Source organism: Herbaspirillum rhizosphaerae, assembly GCF_046025915.1.
Lineage (GTDB): Bacteria > Pseudomonadota > Gammaproteobacteria > Burkholderiales > Burkholderiaceae_D > Herbaspirillum > Herbaspirillum rhizosphaerae_A.
On sequence record NZ_JAQQFR010000015.1, the window covers coordinates 96,969 to 115,668 of the forward strand.

17 protein-coding genes are annotated in these 18,700 nt (G+C 56.4%); 11 read left to right on the forward strand and 6 right to left on the reverse strand.

The features are described from left to right. Positions 1-14 precede the first annotated feature (14 nt). Together PQR63_RS20510 and PQR63_RS20515 are read right to left on the reverse strand one after the other, a co-directional pair. Complete coding sequence (locus PQR63_RS20510) at positions 15-935, reverse strand: AEC family transporter (RefSeq protein WP_408169797.1); 921 nt, start codon at positions 933-935, stop codon at positions 15-17. A gap of 13 nt (positions 936-948) precedes the next feature. Further along, positions 949-2,937 (reverse strand): monovalent cation:proton antiporter family protein, encoded by a 1,989-nt coding sequence (locus PQR63_RS20515; protein ID WP_408169798.1) that lies wholly within the window; start codon positions 2,935-2,937, stop codon positions 949-951. A 252-nt stretch (positions 2,938-3,189) separates the two neighbouring features. Between PQR63_RS20515 and PQR63_RS20520 the strand changes: the two genes are divergently transcribed. From PQR63_RS20520 to PQR63_RS20560, 9 genes are all read left to right on the forward strand, one after another. After that, complete coding sequence (locus PQR63_RS20520; RefSeq protein ID WP_408169799.1) at positions 3,190-4,218, forward strand: KpsF/GutQ family sugar-phosphate isomerase; 1,029 nt, start codon at positions 3,190-3,192, stop codon at positions 4,216-4,218. Continuing rightward, a complete protein-coding gene (locus tag PQR63_RS20525) occupies positions 4,218-4,769 on the forward strand; it encodes a KdsC family phosphatase (protein ID WP_408169800.1) in 552 nt (183 codons plus the stop codon). Before PQR63_RS20520 ends, PQR63_RS20525 begins: the two co-directional genes overlap by 1 nt. Beyond that, positions 4,766-5,368, forward strand: coding sequence for an LPS export ABC transporter periplasmic protein LptC (lptC, locus tag PQR63_RS20530; protein ID WP_408169801.1), 603 nt, complete (start codon positions 4,766-4,768; stop codon positions 5,366-5,368). The genes PQR63_RS20525 and lptC overlap by 4 nt, the downstream gene beginning before the upstream one ends. Before the next feature lie 48 nt (positions 5,369-5,416). Next, complete coding sequence (gene lptA / locus PQR63_RS20535; protein WP_408169802.1) at positions 5,417-5,974, forward strand: lipopolysaccharide transport periplasmic protein LptA; 558 nt, start codon at positions 5,417-5,419, stop codon at positions 5,972-5,974. Position 5,975: 1 nt separating this feature from the next. Next, positions 5,976-6,719 (forward strand): LPS export ABC transporter ATP-binding protein, encoded by a 744-nt coding sequence (gene lptB / locus PQR63_RS20540; protein ID WP_050476521.1) that lies wholly within the window; start codon positions 5,976-5,978, stop codon positions 6,717-6,719. Between the two features lie 17 nt (positions 6,720-6,736). Beyond that, positions 6,737-8,218 carry an RNA polymerase factor sigma-54 gene (locus PQR63_RS20545; RefSeq protein ID WP_408169803.1) on the forward strand — a complete coding sequence of 494 codons (1,482 nt, stop codon included), beginning with the start codon at positions 6,737-6,739 and terminating at the stop codon, positions 8,216-8,218. Between the two features lie 102 nt (positions 8,219-8,320). Continuing rightward, entirely contained in the window at positions 8,321-8,674 is a 354-nt protein-coding gene (gene hpf, locus PQR63_RS20550) for a ribosome hibernation-promoting factor, HPF/YfiA family (RefSeq protein ID WP_408169804.1), read from the forward strand. A gap of 320 nt (positions 8,675-8,994) precedes the next feature. After that, entirely contained in the window at positions 8,995-9,306 is a 312-nt protein-coding gene (grxD, locus tag PQR63_RS20555) for a Grx4 family monothiol glutaredoxin (RefSeq protein ID WP_408169805.1), read from the forward strand. Between the two features lie 4 nt (positions 9,307-9,310). Then, positions 9,311-9,925, forward strand: coding sequence for a UbiX family flavin prenyltransferase (locus PQR63_RS20560; RefSeq protein ID WP_500862133.1), 615 nt, complete (start codon positions 9,311-9,313; stop codon positions 9,923-9,925). 60 nt (positions 9,926-9,985) lie between these two features. Here PQR63_RS20560 and PQR63_RS20565 read toward each other — a convergent pair whose 3' ends face one another. Both PQR63_RS20565 and mdeB read right to left on the reverse strand, forming a co-directional pair. Next, entirely contained in the window at positions 9,986-10,744 is a 759-nt protein-coding gene (locus PQR63_RS20565; RefSeq protein WP_408169807.1) for an SDR family oxidoreductase, read from the reverse strand. Positions 10,745-11,080: 336 nt separating this feature from the next. Continuing rightward, complete coding sequence (gene mdeB, locus PQR63_RS20570) at positions 11,081-13,777, reverse strand: alpha-ketoglutarate dehydrogenase (protein ID WP_408169808.1); 2,697 nt, start codon at positions 13,775-13,777, stop codon at positions 11,081-11,083. Between the two features lie 139 nt (positions 13,778-13,916). Here mdeB and PQR63_RS20575 point away from each other — a divergent pair, with 139 nt between their 5' ends. After that, positions 13,917-14,393 carry an Lrp/AsnC family transcriptional regulator gene (locus tag PQR63_RS20575; RefSeq protein ID WP_408169809.1) on the forward strand — a complete coding sequence of 159 codons (477 nt, stop codon included), beginning with the start codon at positions 13,917-13,919 and terminating at the stop codon, positions 14,391-14,393. 194 nt (positions 14,394-14,587) lie between these two features. On the opposite strand, the gene PQR63_RS20580 is transcribed toward PQR63_RS20575, so the two are convergent. Both PQR63_RS20580 and PQR63_RS20585 read right to left on the reverse strand, forming a co-directional pair. Further along, positions 14,588-16,288, reverse strand: a complete 1,701-nt coding sequence (locus PQR63_RS20580; RefSeq protein WP_408169810.1) for a methyl-accepting chemotaxis protein — start codon at positions 16,286-16,288, stop codon at positions 14,588-14,590. A gap of 307 nt (positions 16,289-16,595) precedes the next feature. Beyond that, positions 16,596-16,820 carry a hypothetical protein gene (locus PQR63_RS20585; RefSeq protein ID WP_408169811.1) on the reverse strand — a complete coding sequence of 75 codons (225 nt, stop codon included), beginning with the start codon at positions 16,818-16,820 and terminating at the stop codon, positions 16,596-16,598. A gap of 309 nt (positions 16,821-17,129) precedes the next feature. Here PQR63_RS20585 and PQR63_RS20590 point away from each other — a divergent pair, with 309 nt between their 5' ends. Beyond that, a complete protein-coding gene (locus PQR63_RS20590) occupies positions 17,130-18,695 on the forward strand; it encodes a sensor domain-containing diguanylate cyclase (RefSeq protein WP_408169812.1) in 1,566 nt (521 codons plus the stop codon). Positions 18,696-18,700: the final 5 nt, after the last annotated feature.

Consider the following 18,700-nt stretch of genomic DNA (forward strand, 5'->3'; position numbering starts at 1 on the left):
CCTCGGGGCGCAATTCAACGAATCGACGGTGGCAGTCCCATCCATAAACCAAGCGGCACAAAAATCAATGCAGCGAGATTTCCAATGAGCACGATCGAGGCAACTTTGTCCGGCTCCTGACGATATTGTTCGGCCACCATGAAACACAAAACCGCCGGCGGCAAGGCAGCGAACAAATACATCTGGCCACGTTGTCCGGCTGTCAACGGAAGGATCTGATCCAACAACAACGCAACGATCAAACCAACCAGCGGACACGTCGCCGCGCCGACCAACCCGATATGCCAACTCTTGAAGCTGATGTCCATCATCCGCACGCCCAGCGCAAACAGCATGATGGGGATGCTGGCCTCACCCAGCAGTTTCATTGCAGAAAAAACCGGCGAAGGCAGAGGCACATGAAACGCCGCAAACAGCACGCCCAACACCATGGCGATCATGATCGGACTCTTGAACAAACGCAGCAATGAGCCGGGCCGGGTATCGCGCCCATGCTGCAGCATTTTGATGCCCAACGAAAAATAGACGAAGGTCGCCGCCGTGAACAACGCGACCGCCGCCGACAGGCTCTCCGGCCCGAAGGCCAGCAGCATCAGCGGCACGCCCATATTGCCGCCGTTGTTGTACATCATCGGTGGCAGAAAGGTGCGCTTGTCATAGCCGAACAGCCGCGCGACCGGCCATGCCAGCAAACCCGATCCCAAAGAAATCAAAACGCTGGCGAGGATCAGCCAGGCGTTGTGCACCATGTCGAAATCCTTGGCGGCCAGCGCGCTGAAAACCATCAGCGGCGCCAGTACTTCCATCGATACGCGGTTGACCGATGCCATGTCGGAACGCACCACTTCACCTCGCCAGCGCGCATAGCCATACCCGATGGCGATGATGGCGAAAACGGGAAGGATAATGCCGGTGATGCGATCAATAATTTCCATTGATTTCCATTGTTTATTTCTTCAGCAAGCGCTTTTCCGCTTTCAGGATATTTTCCGCCGTGCCGCGCAACACCAGGATGTCATCCGTCTGCAACTGCGTATCCGGCGCGAACTCGACACGCAACTTGCCGCGCCGGAGCATGGTGACTTCCGTATCGAATTGTTCCAGCGCGACCTGATACAAGGTCTTGCCGATGGCGCTGGCGCCTTCGCCAAGCACCACTGACTCAAGCCGCACATGAAGGTTGTCATTGTCTTCAGGCACATCGGATGCGCCATGGAAGTAGCCGCGCAATGAGGTGTAGCGCTCGTCGCGGGCTCGTTGCACGCGATGCACCACACGGCGCAGCGGAACACCCAGCATCACCAGCGCGTGCGATGCCAGCATCAGACTGCCCTCCAGCGCTTCGGGAACAACTTCGGTCGCGCCGGCGGCGAGCAGTTTGTCGAGATCGGCATCGTCGTGGCTACGCACGATCACGGGCAAGGTCGGCACCAGCTCGTTGGCATGATGCAAGACTTTCAACGCTGACGGCGTGCTGGCATAGGTCACCACGAGCGCGGCGGCACGGTGGATACCGGCGGCAACCAGGCTTTCGCGGCGGGCGGCGTCGCCATACGAGACGTTGGCACCGGCAACCTGCGTGTCGTGCACCAGATCCGGATCCATCTCCAGCGCATGATAGGGGATGCCTTCTTCGTCGAGCAGCTTGGCCAGACTCTGGCCGCTACGGCCGAAGCCGGCAATGATGACGTGCTTGCGGCTCGACATGGTGCGCGTGGCGAGCTGCGTCAGCGCCAGCGATTGCAGCATCCATTCATTGGCAGACAACTTCATGACGATGGCGTCGGACTTGGCGAGGATGAAGGGCGCCGCCAGCATCGACAACACCATCGACGCCAGAATCACTTGAATCAGCAGCGGATCCATCAATTGCAGACCTCCGGCCTGATTCAGCAACACAAAGCCGAATTCGCCGGCCTGCGCCAGCGCGAGGCCTGTCCGCAAGGCGACGCCGGTGGTTGATCCGAACAACTTGGCGAGTCCCGCAATCAGCACGAATTTGAGCAGCACCGGGCCGATCAGCAGCAACAGGACCAGCCACCAGTGTTCCAGTACCAGATGCACGTTGAGCAGCATGCCGATGGTGATGAAGAACAAGCCCAGCAAGACATCGCGGAAGGACTTGATGTCTTCTTCCACCTGATGCTTGTACTCGGTTTCGGAAATCAACATGCCGGCGATGAAAGCGCCCAGTGCCAGCGACAGGCCGGCTTTTTCGGTAATCCAGGCAGCACCCAAGGTGATCATCAGCAGGTTGAGCATGAACAGTTCCTGCGAACGCCGCTTGACGACGATCTGGAACCAACTGCGCATCAGCTTTTGTCCAAAGAACAACAGCAAGGCCAGCACCACCACCGCTTTGGTGGTTGCCCAAGCCAGGGTGACTGCGAGATTGCCGGTGTTCTTGGCCAGCGCCGGCACGATGATCAGCAGCGGCACCAGCGCCAGATCCTGGAACAGCAGGATGCCGAGGATGCGGCGGCCGTGTTCGGTTTCCAATTCCAGGCGTTCAGTCAGCAGTTTGGAGACGATGGCGGTGGACGACATGGCCAGCGCACCACCCAGGGCAAAGGCGGCGGGCCAGCTGATATTGTGCAGTTGCGGAAGAATGTAAGCGGTGCTCCAGCCGAACACCATGGCCACCGCAATGGTCGCCAATACCTGCGCCACACCCAGCCCGAAGACGATATGCCGCATCGACGATAGCTTGGGCAGGGAAAATTCCAGCCCGATGGAGAACATCAGGAAGACCACGCCGAACTCGGCCAGGGCATGAGTGGTTTCGTTATCTTCAGCAAAACCGAGGCCGTGCGGGCCGATGACGATGCCGACGACCAGATAGCCCAGCATCGGCGGCAGGTGAAACATTCGAAAAACAACGACGCCAAGCACAGCGGCGCCGAGTAAAAATAGTGTGAGCTCTAGACCAGAAAACATGGATTAGAAAACGAAGCAATTTTTATAGGTGGAGGCCATACGACCCATTAAGCCAGAACCATGCCTGCCTTGCGGCCACTGATCTGATTTGGTGCATAATCGCGACACGCCTGTCCCGCCTGCGTTTCAGCCTCATATCCGGTTACCGGAAGGGCCGATTTGGACCGTTGTGTTCACCAAATTCATCCATGGCGCTACACGAGGTTACATCTGGCAAGTTTTTTGCTTTCGTAATTCGTTTATACTTCGGTTATGAGTGTAACCGAACATAAAATCTTGCCAAAAGCTTTTTCTACCGAAAGCGCACAGCGCGCGCTGAGTCTCGCCCGTCAAACCCTGCAGATCGAAGCCGACGCCATCCTGGCGATGAAGGCCCGGATGTCGGATAACGCTGATGAACCATTGGCTCGCGCCGTAGGCGTCTTGCTGGAATGCAAAGGACGCGTTGTGGTGTCGGGCATCGGCAAATCCGGCCATATCGGCCGCAAGATTGCCGCGACCTTCGCCTCGACCGGCACGCCGGCGCTGTTCATGCATCCAGCGGAAGCCGCGCACGGCGACCTGGGCATGGTCACGCCGAATGACGTTTTCATTGCCATCTCCAACTCGGGCGAAACCGCGGAATTGATGGCGATCGTACCGATCATCAAACGCATGGGCGCCTATCTGATCGCAATGACCGGCAACGACGACTCCAGCCTGGCATTACTGTCGGCGATTCATCTGAACGTCGGTGTAGATAAAGAGGCCTGCACCCTGAATCTGGCGCCTACCGCAAGCACTACGGCCACGCTGGCCATGGGCGACGCACTGGCGGTGTCGCTGCTGGATGCGCGCGGCTTCATGGAAGAAGACTTCGCCCGCTCCCACCCCGGTGGTGCCCTCGGTCGCCGCCTGCTCACGCATGTGCGCGACGTGATGCGCACCGGCGACGCCATCCCGGCGGTCACGTCCGATGTATCGCTGTCGGCCGCGCTGATGGAAATTACCCGCAAGGGCATGGCGATGACGGCCGTGGTCGATGACGACTACCGCCCGATCGGTGTGTTCACCGATGGCGATCTGCGCCGTTTGCTGGAACGCGGTGACGATTTCACCAAGTCGTCGATTGCCGACGTCATGCATCGCGGTCCACGCACCATCACGCCGGATCAACTGGCAGTAGACGCTGTGCAACTGATGGAAGAATTCCGTATCAACCAGGTGCTGGTGGCAGATGCCGCCGGCAAGCTGGTCGGCGCGCTGCATATCCATGATCTGACTCGCGCCAAGGTGATCTGATGGCCGACCGATTCAGTACGGCCAGCGCCGCCGCCATTGCCAAAGCCAAGCAAGTACGGCTGATGATTTTTGACGTCGATGGCGTATTGACGGATGGCGGCTTGTATTACGGGCCGGACGGCGAACCTGTCAAGCGCTTCAACGCGCTCGACGGCCACGGGATCAAGATGCTGCAGCAGTTTGGCGGCATCGCCACCGCGATCATCACTGCCCGCCAGTCCCCGATCGTATTACGCCGCGCCAAGGATCTGGGCATCGCTCATGTGTTCCAGGGCGTGCACGACAAGCGCATCGCCTTTGCGCAGTTGCTGGAGCAGACCGGCATCCCGGCATCCGCCTGCGGCTATCTCGGCGACGATGTCATCGATTTACCGGTGTTGACCAAAGTCGGCTTCACTGCCTGCGTGGCTAACGGTCACCATGACGTCAAGCAACGCGTTGACTACATTACCGAAGGTTTCGGCGGCAATGGCGCGGCACGCGAACTGTGCGACTTCATCCTGACGGCGCAAGGCCACTACGAGACGGCGCTGGCCGGTTATCTTGCATGAGCAATCACAGCGGCGAACGCGCAGCGCAGCGCATCCGGTTGGCCATCATCGTCGCCGTCCTCGCGGCGCTGGCGTTGGCCAGCTTCTGGGTGTTGCAAGTCCTGCGCAGCAATAGCGACGGTTCGCTCGCGCCGCGTCCGCACAGCAAGCCCGACTATTACGTCGAACAATTCAGCTACGTCAAAATGTCGGAAACCGGCCAGCCGCGTTATGACATTACCGGCACCAAGATGGTCCACTTCCCGGACGACGATTCGTTCGAGGTGACGTTGCCCGTCATCACGACCCTGTCGGAAGATAAGCCCCCGATGAAGCTGTATTCACAACGGGCAAGAATCGAAGACGACAACAGCAAGATTCACATGTACGGCGACGTCAACGGCAATCGCGCCGCTACCGCCAAGTCCGAAAACATGCATCTGAAAACCGAATACCTGCTACTGCTGCCGGACGACGATATTGCAAAGACGGACAAACCGGTAGAGCTGACTATGGGTTCATCAATCATGACCGGCACCGGCATGATCGCCAACAATGCAATACAAGAATTCCAGTTACTACACAATGTGCGCGGCACCTACCAGCCGCGTCCACGCTAGCCTCACCGCCAGCTGGCATAACCAAGCGAGATACTTGCGCAGGATGATATGAAAACGAATCTTTTATTGCCTCTGTTGACTCTGGTTCTGATGACCGCGAGCGGCATCGTCCGCGCTGAAAAAGCGGACACCGAGAAGCCGACACGCATCGAAGCCGAGCAGATGGTCTACGACGATGTCAAACAAGTGAAGACCTTCACCGGCAACGTCATCCTCACGCGCGGCACGCTGCTGATCAAAGCCGGCAAGGTTGTGCTGACGACCGATCCGGCCGGCTATGAATTTGCAATCCTGTACGCGGCGCCGGGGCAGCTTGCCAGCTTCCGCCAAAAGCGTGACGGTGGCCCGAACCTATGGATCGAAGGCCAGGCCGAACGCATCGAGTACAGCGAAAAGACCGAAATCTCCAAATTGTTTACACGCGCGCACATGCAGCGCATGGACGGCCCCCGCGTCACGGATGAAGTCAACGGCGAGTTCATCTCCTATGACAGCCGTGCCGAGTTCTACTCGGTCAACAACACCAACACCGGCGAAAGCAAACCAGGTGGCGGTCGCATCACTGCGATCATTCAGCCACGCGTTGATTCTCCGAAGGGACCATAAGATGGCGACAAGTTCTCTGGTCGTCCGCGGACTGCAAAAAAGCTACGGTGCGCGCCAGGTCGTGCGCGACGTTTCGCTTGAAGTGGAAAGCGGCGAAGTGGTCGGTTTGCTCGGCCCCAACGGTGCGGGCAAGACGACGTCGTTTTACATGATCGTCGGCCTGGTGCCTTCGGACGGCGGTGAAATCGATCTGGACGGCGCTGACATTTCGCGCCTGCCGATTCACCAGCGTGCGTCGATGGGCTTGTCCTATCTGCCACAGGAAGCATCGGTATTTCGCAAGCTGACCGTGGAAGACAATATCCGCGCCGTGCTGGAATTGCGCCGGGAAAACGGCAAGCCGCTGAGCCGCGACGAGATCGAAGGCCGCCTCAACAATTTGCTGCATGAACTGCAAATCGAAAAGCTTCGCGAGAGCCAGGCGTTGTCGCTGTCCGGTGGTGAACGCCGCCGTGTTGAAATTGCCCGCGCATTGGCGACCGACCCACGCTTCGTCCTGCTGGACGAACCCTTCGCCGGTATCGATCCGATCGCGGTCATCGAAATTCAACGCATCGTGCGCTTCCTCAAGGAACGCGGCATCGGCGTGTTGATCACCGACCATAACGTGCGCGAAACGCTCGGTATCTGCGACCGCGCTTACATCATCAATCAGGGCACCGTGCTGGCCAGCGGCAGCCCTGATGACATCATTGCCAATGAATCCGTCCGCCGCGTTTATCTCGGCGAACACTTCCGCATGTAGTGCCCCAGGCCACCTGAATGAAACAATCTCTCCAGTTACGCACATCCCAGCATCTGGCATTGACGCCGCAGTTGCAGCAGTCGATCCGTCTGCTGCAATTGTCGACGCTGGAATTGCATCAGGAACTGGAGCAGATCCTCTCTGACAATCCATTGCTGGAACGCCTCGACGACGCGCTCGACAATTCGGTGCGTCTGCTGGCCGATGGCGCCATCAGTTCGACGCCCGCCGAGCAGGCCAATCCGGCTGAGAACGTCGTCAGCAGCGCACCGACCGAAGCAGAGGCGACTGAACACACCGACAGTCTCGGTGGCGACGACAACAATGTCAGCGGCGACGCCGAATGGAGTTTCGACGACGTTGCACGCACCGGAAAAACGCCGGACGATGAAGATGCGCGCCCCCAACTGGAAGCGCATACCGTCACGCTGCGTGAACATCTGGCGGAGCAGGCACGCCTGACCGTACGCATGCTGCGCGACCGCGCGCTGGTGGAACTGATCATCGATGCGCTGGACGATCACGGCTATCTGGAAGAGCCGCTGGAGGATATTCTCGCGCGCCTGCCGGAAGAACTTGAAATCGAGCTGGAAGAACTTTCCATTGCGCTGAAGCTGCTGCAAAGTTTTGACCCTGCCGGCATCGGTGCGCGCAGCGCATCGGAATGTCTCGCCTTGCAAATCAAACGCCTGCCCAAAGTTGCCTTTGTCACACGCCGCCTCGCGCTGACAATTGTGGAAGAATGCCTGCCTCTGTTTGCCCAAAGAGATTTCAATAAAATCAAGAAGGCACTCGGCTGCGACGATGAAGACTTGCGAGAAGCACAAGCCGTCATCCGTCAGTGCAACCCGCATCCCGGTTCCGCTTTCGCGTCGGAAACTTCTGACTATGTCGTCCCCGACGTCATTGTCAAAGCGACCAAAGACGGCTGGCAGGTTTTGCTCAATCACGACGTCATGCCGCGCCTGCGCGTCAATGCAATGTACGCCAATGCAATGAAGCAAACCAAGGGCGACGGTTCGCTGGGTTCGCAGTTGCAGGAAGCCAAGTGGCTTATCAAAAATATGCGACAACGCTTCGACACAATTTTGCGTGTCGCTCAGGCAATTGTTGAACGGCAACGCAACTTTTTTTCTCATGGCGCAGTTGCCATGAGACCCCTTGTGTTGCGTGAAATAGCTGATACACTGGGTCTACACGAGAGCACTATTTCTCGTGTAACGACTCAGAAGTACATGCTGACCCCGCATGGCATGTTTGAGTTGAAATACTTCTTTGGCAGCCACGTCGCAACGGAAGCAGGAGGTGAAGCATCCTCCACCGCGATACGGGCTCTCATCAAACAACTGATAGGAGCAGAAGACCCTAAGAACCCACTCTCTGATAGCAAGATTGCAGACATGTTGGCGGAACAGGGCATGGTGGTAGCGCGACGTACAGTCGCCAAATACCGCGAAGTGCTCAAGATACCGCCAGTTAATCTCCGCAAATCTCTGTAAGTTTTTCTGTAGTAGCACCTGTTGCTGTGTTCCGGCGTAATGCTCCACAAACAACCGGACAATGCGTAAGAACCTCCAGCAATCTCACGATAGGAGTGCTGTATGAATCTGACCATTAGTGGCCATCACCTCGATTTGACCCCTGCAATCCGCGAATACGTGCAAAACAAACTGACGCGTATTAAGCGCCATTTCGATCACGTCATCGACATCAGTGTGATCCTCAGCGTCGATAAGCTGACAGAAAAAGAAAAACGCCAGAAAGCAGAAATAAACGTCCACATTAAGGGTAAGGACTTGCATGCCGAGAGCATTGCACATGACCTGTATGCCGCCATTGACATGCTGATCGACAAACTGGATCGCCAGGTCATCAAGCATAAGGATCGCGTACAGAACCATCACTCGATGGCAAAGCGCCTGCCGGAAGAACCAACGCCCGCAGCTGCCTCGTGATATCCAACTAGCCGGCGGATTGGACCGGCAACAAAAAAAGGGCGCATCAGCGCCCTTTCTTGTTTTTATATTATTTACGTCTTTCCCGGCCTTCTGCGGCCGCGGCTTCTGCTTCTCTCCAGCCCTTCTTTTCTTGCCGGCAAGACAACGATAAATAATTTACCTACTTTTCTTCCTTGTATCTTTCTTCTTATTTTTCAAGTTGCCTAAAAAACAGCTTTCCGTTTCACAACACTCCATCCGCAGAATCAGCAGACCTCAACGCGATGGCTCGCTTTTTCATATAATGTCGGCATTGAGAACTTTTTGAAGGTGTAGTCATGAGCGAAGTGCAATCCTGGATCAAAGAAACCGTTACCCAAAACTCTGTCGTCCTTTTCATGAAGGGCACGGCGCAATTTCCGCAATGCGGCTTCTCCGGCAAAGCGATTCAACTGCTCAAGGCCAGCGGCGCTGAAAACATCGTCACCGTCAACGTACTGGAAAGCGCGGACGTCCGTCAGGGCATCAAGGAATATTCGAACTGGCCGACCATCCCGCAACTGTATGTCAACGGCGAATTCGTCGGCGGCTCCGACATCATGAACGAAATGTACGAAGCCGGCGAACTGCAAACCCTGTTCAAGGGCTGATCCTCTGTCCGCCGCGACGACAGCCGCACCCAAGGCATCGGAACCACAACGTCTGATCGTCGCCATCACCGGCGCCACCGGCGTTGCCTACGGTGTGCGCCTGTTGCGCGTGCTGCGCGACACGGAGATCGAAACCCATCTGCTGGTGTCGGAAGCTGGTGTGCTCAATCTGCACCAGGAGCTCGACATGACCCGTAAAGACGTTGAAGCGCTGGCAGATGTCGTGCATCCCGTACGCGACGTCGGCGCATCGATCGCCAGCGGCTCGTTCACCTCCACCGGGATGATCGTCGCCCCCTGCTCCATGAAAACGCTGGCAGCCATCGCCAACGGCCTGTCCGACAATCTCATCAGCCGCGCCGCTGATGTAGTGTTGAAAGAACGCCGCCGCTTGGTGCTGATGGTGCGCGAAACGCCGTTCAATCTTGCGCATCTGCGCAACATGACCAGCGTCACCGAAATGGGCGGTATCGTCTTCCCCCCGCTGCCCGGTTTTTATCACCGCCCGCAATCCATCGATGAAATGATCGATCACACTCTGGGTCGCGTGCTGGATCTGTTCGCCATTCAGCATACGCTGACGCCGCGCTGGAATGGTCTCAAGAATCCGCAGACATAAAAAAACGCGCTTCCGTTACAGGTAGCGCGTTCTGCTTTGTACTCAGTGACTTAATCGTCTTTAACCACGACCGATAAATGGCATCTTGGTCGCCATCACGGTCATGAACTGCACATTGGCATCCAGCGGCAGACTATCCATATAAAGAATTGCCTTCGCCACATGGCCGGCATCCATGGTCGGCTCCACCTGCGTCGAACCATCGGCTTGCAGCGTACCTTTCTTCATCAACTCGGTCATGTCGGTTGACGCATTGCCAATATCGATTTGGCCGCAGGCAATGTCGTAGCGACGGCCGTCGAGTGATGTCGACTTGGTCAGTCCGGTAATCGCATGCTTGGTCGCGGTGTAAGACGCCGAAAACGGACGTGGCGCGTGCGCCGAGATCGAGCCGTTGTTGATGATGCGACCGCCGCGCGGGGATTGATCCTTCATGATCTTGAACGCTTCCTGCGTGCACAGGAATACACCGGTCAGATTGATATCCACAGCAGACTTCCACTGTTCATAGCTCAGTTCTTCAATCGACATCGGTGGTGCAAAAATACCGGCGTTGTTGAATAGCAGATCGAGGCGACCGAATTTTTCCTTCGTCTTTGCGAACAGATTTTTCACTGAAGTCGGGTCGCTCACATCGGCGGGAACAACCAGCGCATTGCCGCCAAATTCGCCGGCCGCCTTCACGGTCTCTTGCAAGGGCTCTGCGCGACGTCCTGCCAGCACAACCGCATAGCCTTCACGCAAGAGCGCTAACGAGATCTGTCTGCCGATACCGGAACCTGCGCCGGTGACCAAGGCGATTCTTTTCGGTGCTGCCATCTGTGTCGCTCCTTTATTTAGTAACTTGATGAATTCGATGCGCTCGGGATGAACGTCTGTATTTCAATTCTTATGATTGTGCTTATGCAAAATGCACGCATAGCGCCTACATCTTGCGGATCATCAATATAGCAGTTGAGATGTCGGCTGCGGATGAGATATTTTCAAGCAAGCGGATTCTTCCCCGACTTTCGCGACGATGCATTCCCTCACATCAAGTAAAACAAAACAAACAAAACAAACAAAAACGCCATCCCCGCTTGTGACGGGAGATGGCGCTTTTTTATCGCTGCACAATCAGTGTCCGGCGGCGACCTCAACAGTGGATTCTTTACATCAGACCGATGTCGACAGCGGCTTGGTCAGGTCGATACCCAGCTTTTCGGCAGCGGCCTGCAATTTCCCGGCATCGTCGCCGAATACTTCAGTCAATGCCGTATAGGCGATCCAGCGGGCATCGACTTCAAAGAAGTCGCGCAGATTGGCGCGCGTATCGCTACGGCCAAAGCCGTCAGTGCCCAGCGTGACGTAACGTGCAGGCACATACGCACGAATACTCTCCGACAAGGTGCGCACGTAATCACTGACGGCAATGACAGGCGCCTTGCCGGCTTGCAGCTGTTGCGTTACATAGGGTTGCGTGCGTGCCGATGGCGTCAGGCGGTTCTGACGCTCGACGGCGATACCATCACGCGCCAGCTCGGTGAAACTGGTAACGCTCCAGACTTCTGCGATGACACCAAATTGATCCAGCAGCATGCGCGCCGCCGACAACGCCTCCTTCAGCATCGGACCTGCCGCCAGCAAACGTACCTGAGCATCGGCTTTCGCGTCGAGACAATACATGCCGCGCAGGATACCGTCCCTGATGCCGCCTTTGAGGCCGACGTCTTGCGGTATGCTCGGCTGTGCTTCGTTTTCGTTGGTGACGGTAACGTAATAGAACACGTCCTCGTTGCGTTCCAGCATGCGACGCATGCCTTCGTCAACGATCACCGCCATTTCATAAGCGTACGCCGGGTCGTAAGACACGCAGTTCGGAATGCCCGCAGCGGTCACGTGGCTGCTGCCGTCCTGATGCTGCAAACCTTCGCCGCCCAGCGTCGTACGGCCGGATGTGGCACCAATCAGGAAGCCGCGCGCACGTTGATCGGCAGCCGCCCAGATCAGATCACCGATACGCTGGAAGCCGAACATCGAGTAGTAGATATAAAACGGCAGCATCGGCAAACCATGCACCGAATAGCTGGTCGCCGCAGCAGTCCACGATGAGATCGCGCCCGCTTCGGTAATGCCTTCTTCCAGAATCTGGCCGTCCTTGGCTTCGCGGTAGGACAAGATGGAACCGATGTCTTCCGGCTCGTACAACTGGCCTTGTGAAGAATAGATACCGACCTGGCGGAACAGATTTGCCATGCCGAAAGTACGCGCCTCATCGGCCACGATCGGCACCACGTATTTGCCGAAATCGGCATCCTTGAGCATGCTGCTCAGCATACGCACCAGCGCCATGGTGCTGGACATTTCCTTACCTTCGGCATCCAGCGCAAACTTGGCATGCGTTTCGATCGAAGGAACAGTGCGCTTGGCGTCGCCGGCGACACGACGTGGCATATGACCACCGAGTGTAGCTCGACGGCCCAGCAGATGCTTCATTTCGGCGCTGTCGGCGGCCGGTTTGTAGAATGCCAGGTTCTTGCACTGCTCATCGCTGATCGGCAGTTTGAAGCGATTGCGGAAAGCGATCAACACCTCTTCATCCAGCTTCTTTTGCTGGTGCGTGGTCATCTTGCCTTCACCGGCCGCGCCCATGCCGTAGCCCTTCTTGGTCTGCGCCAGAATCACCGTAGGCTGGCCGCGATGGTTGGCCGCCGCGTGATAAGCCGAGTGGATCTTCTTCATGTCGTGACCGCCACGACGCAGGCGATTGATTTCTTCGTCGGTCAGCGTCTCGGCAATCTTGCGCGTGCCTGCGGTCTGGCCGAAGAAATGCTCACGGTTGAATGCGCCATCGTTGGCGGCAAAAGTTTGCAACTGCCCGTCGACGGTGCGATTGAGCGCATCGATCAGCTCGCCGTCCTTATCGCGCGCAAACAGGCCATCCCAGTCCGAGCCCCACAGCAGTTTAATGACGTTCCAGCCGGCTCCGGCGAACAGTGTTTCCAGCTCGTCGACGATGTGACCGTTGCCGCGCACCGGGCCATCCAGACGCTGCAGATTACAGTTGACGACGAAGATCAGGTTATCGAGTTTCTCGCGCGAGGCCAGGCTCAATGCGGCCAGCGATTCCGGCTCGTCCATCTCACCGTCGCCGAACACGCCCCACACCTTGCGCCCCTGATCCTGCAGCAAACCGCGGTGCTCCATATAGCGCAAAAAGCGCGCCTGATAAATCGCATTGATCGGGCCGATGCCCATCGAACCTGTCGGAAATTGCCAGAAGTTCGGCATCAGCCAAGGATGCGGGTACGACGACAAACCCTGCTTGCCGTGCTTCTTGGCTTCGATTTCGCGACGATAAAAACTGAGGTCGTCTTCGCTCAGCGCACCTTCCAGGAACGCCCGCGCATAGATACCAGGCGCCGAATGCGGCTGGAAGTACACCAGATCGCCCGCAAACTGCGCATCACGCGCGCGGAAGAAATGGTTGAAACCGACTTCGAACAAATCCGCTGCCGAAGCGTAGCTGGCGATGTGGCCGCCCAGCTCGCCGTAGGCGCGATTAGCCCGCACCACCATCGCCAGCGCGTTCCAGCGCATGACGGTGGCAAGATGTTCTTCGATGGCTTGCGCGTCCGATCCACCAGGGAAAGGCGGCTCCTGCTCGGGCCGGATGGTATTGATGTAGGGCGTATTGCGCGCATCACGCCAGTTGATGCCCCATTGCTGCGCGGCCGCCGACAAACGCGACAGCAAGAAGCGCGCACGATCGGGACCGACTTCCTGTAGTACGCCTTGCAACGCCTGCAACCATTCCTGGGTTTCTTCTGCGTCGATATCGATGTCTTTGGCGAATCCGCTTGCTGATGACATTTCCACGTTCTATCTCCTTGATCAATACGACCAATGTACGCCGGATGAAACAAAATGAGTCACTGAAATAGATGGTTTAACATACAATATTCAGCACAATATGCCGCCAATTAAAAATTAACGGAGATAAATTCCACATATGGAACTGGACACCATTGATTTGCGCATCCTGAGCATCCTTCAGGAAAACAGCGCCCTCAGCAATCTGGAGCTCGCCTCCAAGATTAACCTGTCGCCGTCGCCCACGCTTGCGCGTGTCAAGCGGCTGGAAAATGAGGGCATCATCTCGCGCTATGTCGCACTCGGCAATCCTCACCTGCTGGGCTTGAAGGTCAACGTCTTCGTTAAAGTCAGCCTGGAAAAACAAGAGTCGATTGCGCTGGCAAATTTCGAGGCGGCCGTCAGTGCTTTCGACGAAGTCATGGAGGTGTACCTCATGACCGGCGACGAAGATTATCTGTTGCGCATTGTCGTGGCCGACTTGCAGGCGCTGGAACATTTCATCCTTGATCACCTGACCAAAATCCCCGGCATCAAGAATATCCGCTCCAGCTTCGCGCTCAAGCAGGTCAAATATAAAACGGCGCTGCCCATCGGCGATTCGTTGCCGCGCTAAATCAAATCCGCCACCTATCATCCACAAATTTCACAAAAATAAAAAAGGCGATTCACATTGCTGTGAACCGCCTGTACGTCAATGCTTTCGCATTAACTGATGAGGCCTTGCTTGCGCATGCTGCACCTCATCCCCTCACCCCCACTACTTACTACCCCCACAACAAATTCGTTAATGGTTCTGATCGGATCTGATCAGGCTGCATAGCTGAACTCTTCCATTCCCAGAGCCGGTGCGCTGACTGGCTTCGGCAGACGATGCACTTGTGCTGTCGATGTCTTGCTCACACGTGCCGGGCTCACTGCGTTGACGACATTGGTTTCGACAGCGTGCTGATGTTGCTCATCCAGCTTGAAGACTGCGACCACGTCAGCCAGGTTGCCGGCTTGTTGTTGCATCGATGCGGCAGCAGCAGCAGCTTCTTCAACCAGTGCAGCGTTTTGCTGTGTGACCTGATCCATCTGAGCGATCGCTTGATTGATCTGTTCGATGCCGCGAGTCTGTTCGTCGCTGGCCGAGCTGATTTCACCCATGATGCCGGTGACGCGCTTCACACTTTCCAAGATCTCACCCATGGTCGACCCTGCTTCGTCCACCAGTGCGGTGCCTGCATCGACCTTCGCAACAGAATTGCCGATCAGTTCCTTGATTTCCTTTGCAGCCGAAGCAGAACGCTGTGCCAGGCTGCGGACTTCCGATGCGACCACCGCAAAACCGCGGCCTTGTTCACCAGCTCGGGCTGCTTCAACAGCGGCGTTCAATGCCAGGATGTTGGTTTGGAATGCGATGCCGTCGATCACGCCGATGATGTCTACAACCTTCTTCGACGATTCGTTGATCGAAGCCATGGTGTCAACTACTCGGGACACTACGGCGCCCCCCTTGATGGCGATGTTCGATGCAGTTTCTGCCAGTTGATTCGCTTCCTTGGCATTCTCGGCGTTTTGCTTGACAGTGGCAGTCAGTTCTTCCATCGCCGAAGCAGTTTCTTGCAGCGAGCCGGCTTGTTGTTCGGTACGGGACGACAGGTCCAGATTGCCCGAAGCGATTTCAGTCGATGCGGCGGCGATGGTGTCGGTACCGTGGCGAACATCGCCGACGATGCGCAGCAGATTGTCGTTCATGTCTTTCAGTGCCAGCATCAGTTGACCGAGTTCATCCTTGCTTTGCACCTTGATGTCGCTGGTCAGGTCACCGGCACTCACGTTTTGAGCGATGGCAACAGCTTCTTTCAGCGGACGGGAAATCGAGCGGGTCAGCATCCAGGCAATCAGCGAACCGAGTACCAGCGACAGCGCTGTGATGGCGAACATGGTCCATTTGGAGACTTCATACGCAGCCTGTGCACTAACCAGATTCGCTTTGCTGTTGGCGCGCATCATGCTGTTGAATTCAGCGATATGAGCAATGACTTGCTTGAGCAGCGGCATGCAGTCTGCGATCAACGCAGCTTTAGCCGCTTCATTCTGACGTGTTGTTGCCAAGTTTCCGATGTTGTTGGCAATCGGTAAATACTTCGCTTCCAGCGCTGTCAGTTGCGCCAGCATGCTGCGTTCTTGTTCATTGGAGTCCGCAGGGTTCTTCATCAGACTGGACAATTCCGCCAGCCCGCTATCGATATCTTTTTGTGCCTTGGTGACCAATTCGATGTCACCCTTCTGTGCTGCAGGATCAGAAACCAACACCAGGTTGCGTGCTGCGATGGCACGCAGGCCGATGGCGAACTGCACCTTGCTCAATGCCAACAACTTGCCTTCATCAACGGAAGTCAGAAATTCCACCCGATCATTCAACTTCGACACCTGGCTCAGACCGAAGCCCGCGCCTGCAACCAGCAGCGCCAGGATTGCACCGAAACCAAGACTGAGACGTAAGCCAATTTTCCAGTTTTTCATGTTGTTCTCCCTGTGGGGTAAGTGAGGTACTTCAGTGGGTACTTCTTTGGGTACGTCTAGTGGGTGAACGAATCTTCTGCCAAATCTTCAAGCGCGAATATCGGGGTTTTCCTGAGTAGGGAAAATGATACGAATATTTAGCGTGAACTCCTGCGTATCCCAGTGTGCACAAAGGATTGCGGGCAGACAACGAAATGCAATCAGGCAATAAAAAAGCTCGCCGGAAGACGAGCCTGAAGGGGAGTACAGCTGGGAAGAGAGGGTTAATACATTGCGAGGGGATATACCACGAGAGACAAACCGACCACTATTTCGTCGGTGCGCTCGTGCTGGATGGCACAGCTTCCGTCGGCGTGGAAGAGAGTGCGGTGGTGCAGATATCCCAAAGCGAAACAGGAACACGACCGATGTCGACGGCAAACACCCACGTTGCCGAAATCAGACAAACGCCGGCGATCAACAGAAGCAGCGTTACCTGTAAATTCGACAAGCTGAATGAGGGTCGTGCTTTTTTGGTCGGGTTGTGTTGCATGGGGGAATGCCTAAGAGCGGTGTCAGAGATAGAGAGGCTAAACAGTATGCACAGCCAGCCAGAATGAGCCTCCAAGTATATAAATACTCGATCGAAAAGCGAATGTGGCAAATTGTCACAGCTATTTTCGCCACAGATCTGCCGATTCGCGGCTGGAGACGGAGATTTACCGTCTATTTTCATCGTTCGACGTGGCAGATTGGCATGATAGAGTCACAACACTGCGTCGCAACACCGGCATACGACAGAATAAACATAATGAGCCCGACGAATCACCCGGCCGAAAACTCCCTCTATTGAGCACAGGCAATGCGTCCCACACCAACTGTTCTGACACCGACACAAAATGCGACGGTCGCGTCCACAGCCATCAGTTTCCTGCTCCTTGTGTGCATCTCGCTCACCAGCCTGATCGCCTGGACCATCTGGGAAGAACGCGCCGACCAGCTCAGTGAGTCGGAAGTCACCTCCGACAACATGTCGCGCTCACTGGCCCGCCACGCCGACGACACTTTCAAAGCCGCCGATACGTCTTTGCTCGGCCTGTCCGAGCGCGTCCTCGTCGACGGTACTTCGCCTGCGGCGCTGGAACGGCTGCACAGGCTGCTGATGCTACGTGTCAAAGAGTTACCACAGCTCCAGGGTCTCGCCATTTTCGACAAAGACGGCCTGCGTATTGTCAATTCCCTCGCGAACAAGGATGAATACGGCTCCAGTGCGGATAGAGAATACTTTCTCTTTCACAGGATCAACAGCAATCCGGGCCCTCACATCGGCACTCCTTTCCAGGCGCGTTCTTCGGGCGACTGGGTGATTCCCCTGTCGCGCCGGCTCGACAGTGCCGACGGACAATTCGCCGGTGTTGTCCTGGCGACCATCCACGTCAAATACTTTGTCAGTTTTTACGAAACCTTCGACATCGGACAACAGGGTGCCATCGCCCTGATTCTGGATAATGGTATTCAGATCGCGCGTCGGCCACTGCTGCCGGATTCGCTCGGCAGGAACTTGTCCAAGGGCCCGCTTTACGCCTTGTACAAACATGGCAATGGCAACGGTTCGGCAATGATCAAATCGACGCAGGACGGTGTCGAGCGGCTGAATGGCTATCGACGATTGAACTACTATCCGATTTTTGTCACCACCGCCTTGTCGAAGGACGAGATCCTGGCAAGCTGGCAGCGGCTTGCCATTGTCAGAGCCGTGCTGACGCTGTGTATCGTGGCCGTTATCGCCTTGCTCGGCATGCGTCTGGTTCGCCAGATCAAGATGCGGATTCACGCTGAGCAGGAAGCCAGAAACGCCAGGGACGCGCTGCAAGGCCTGAACGCCACGCTGGAAAAACTGGCACAGCAAGATGGCCTGACCGGCCTCGCGAACCGTCGCAAATTCGACCAGGCCATCGATCATGCGCTGTCGCGCGCCAAACAGTCGGCGATGCCGCTGGCGATGATTCTGATTGATGTCGACTACTTCAAGAAATTCAACGACCTTTACGGCCATGTTGCCGGTGACGAATGTCTCAGGCAAGTCGCTGCGGTCATCAAGGCCAGTGAAAAACGCAGTAACGATCTGGCCGCGCGGTATGGCGGTGAAGAATTTGCGGTACTGCTGCCCGACACCAACCTCGATGGCGCACTCATCGTCGCAGAGTCGATTCGCAAAGCCTTACATGCCTTGAAGATAGAACACGTCGGCAACACTCCCGGCATCGTCACCGTCAGCGCCGGCATCGACGTGCTCACCTCCATTACGGAAAAAGATTCGGCAGCCAGTTTTGTCAGCGCTGCAGATGCTGCGCTCTATGGCGCCAAAGCGTCGGGACGTGATCGCATCCAGGTTCATCATCCGATTCCAGCAACCGGTAATACTTGATTTGA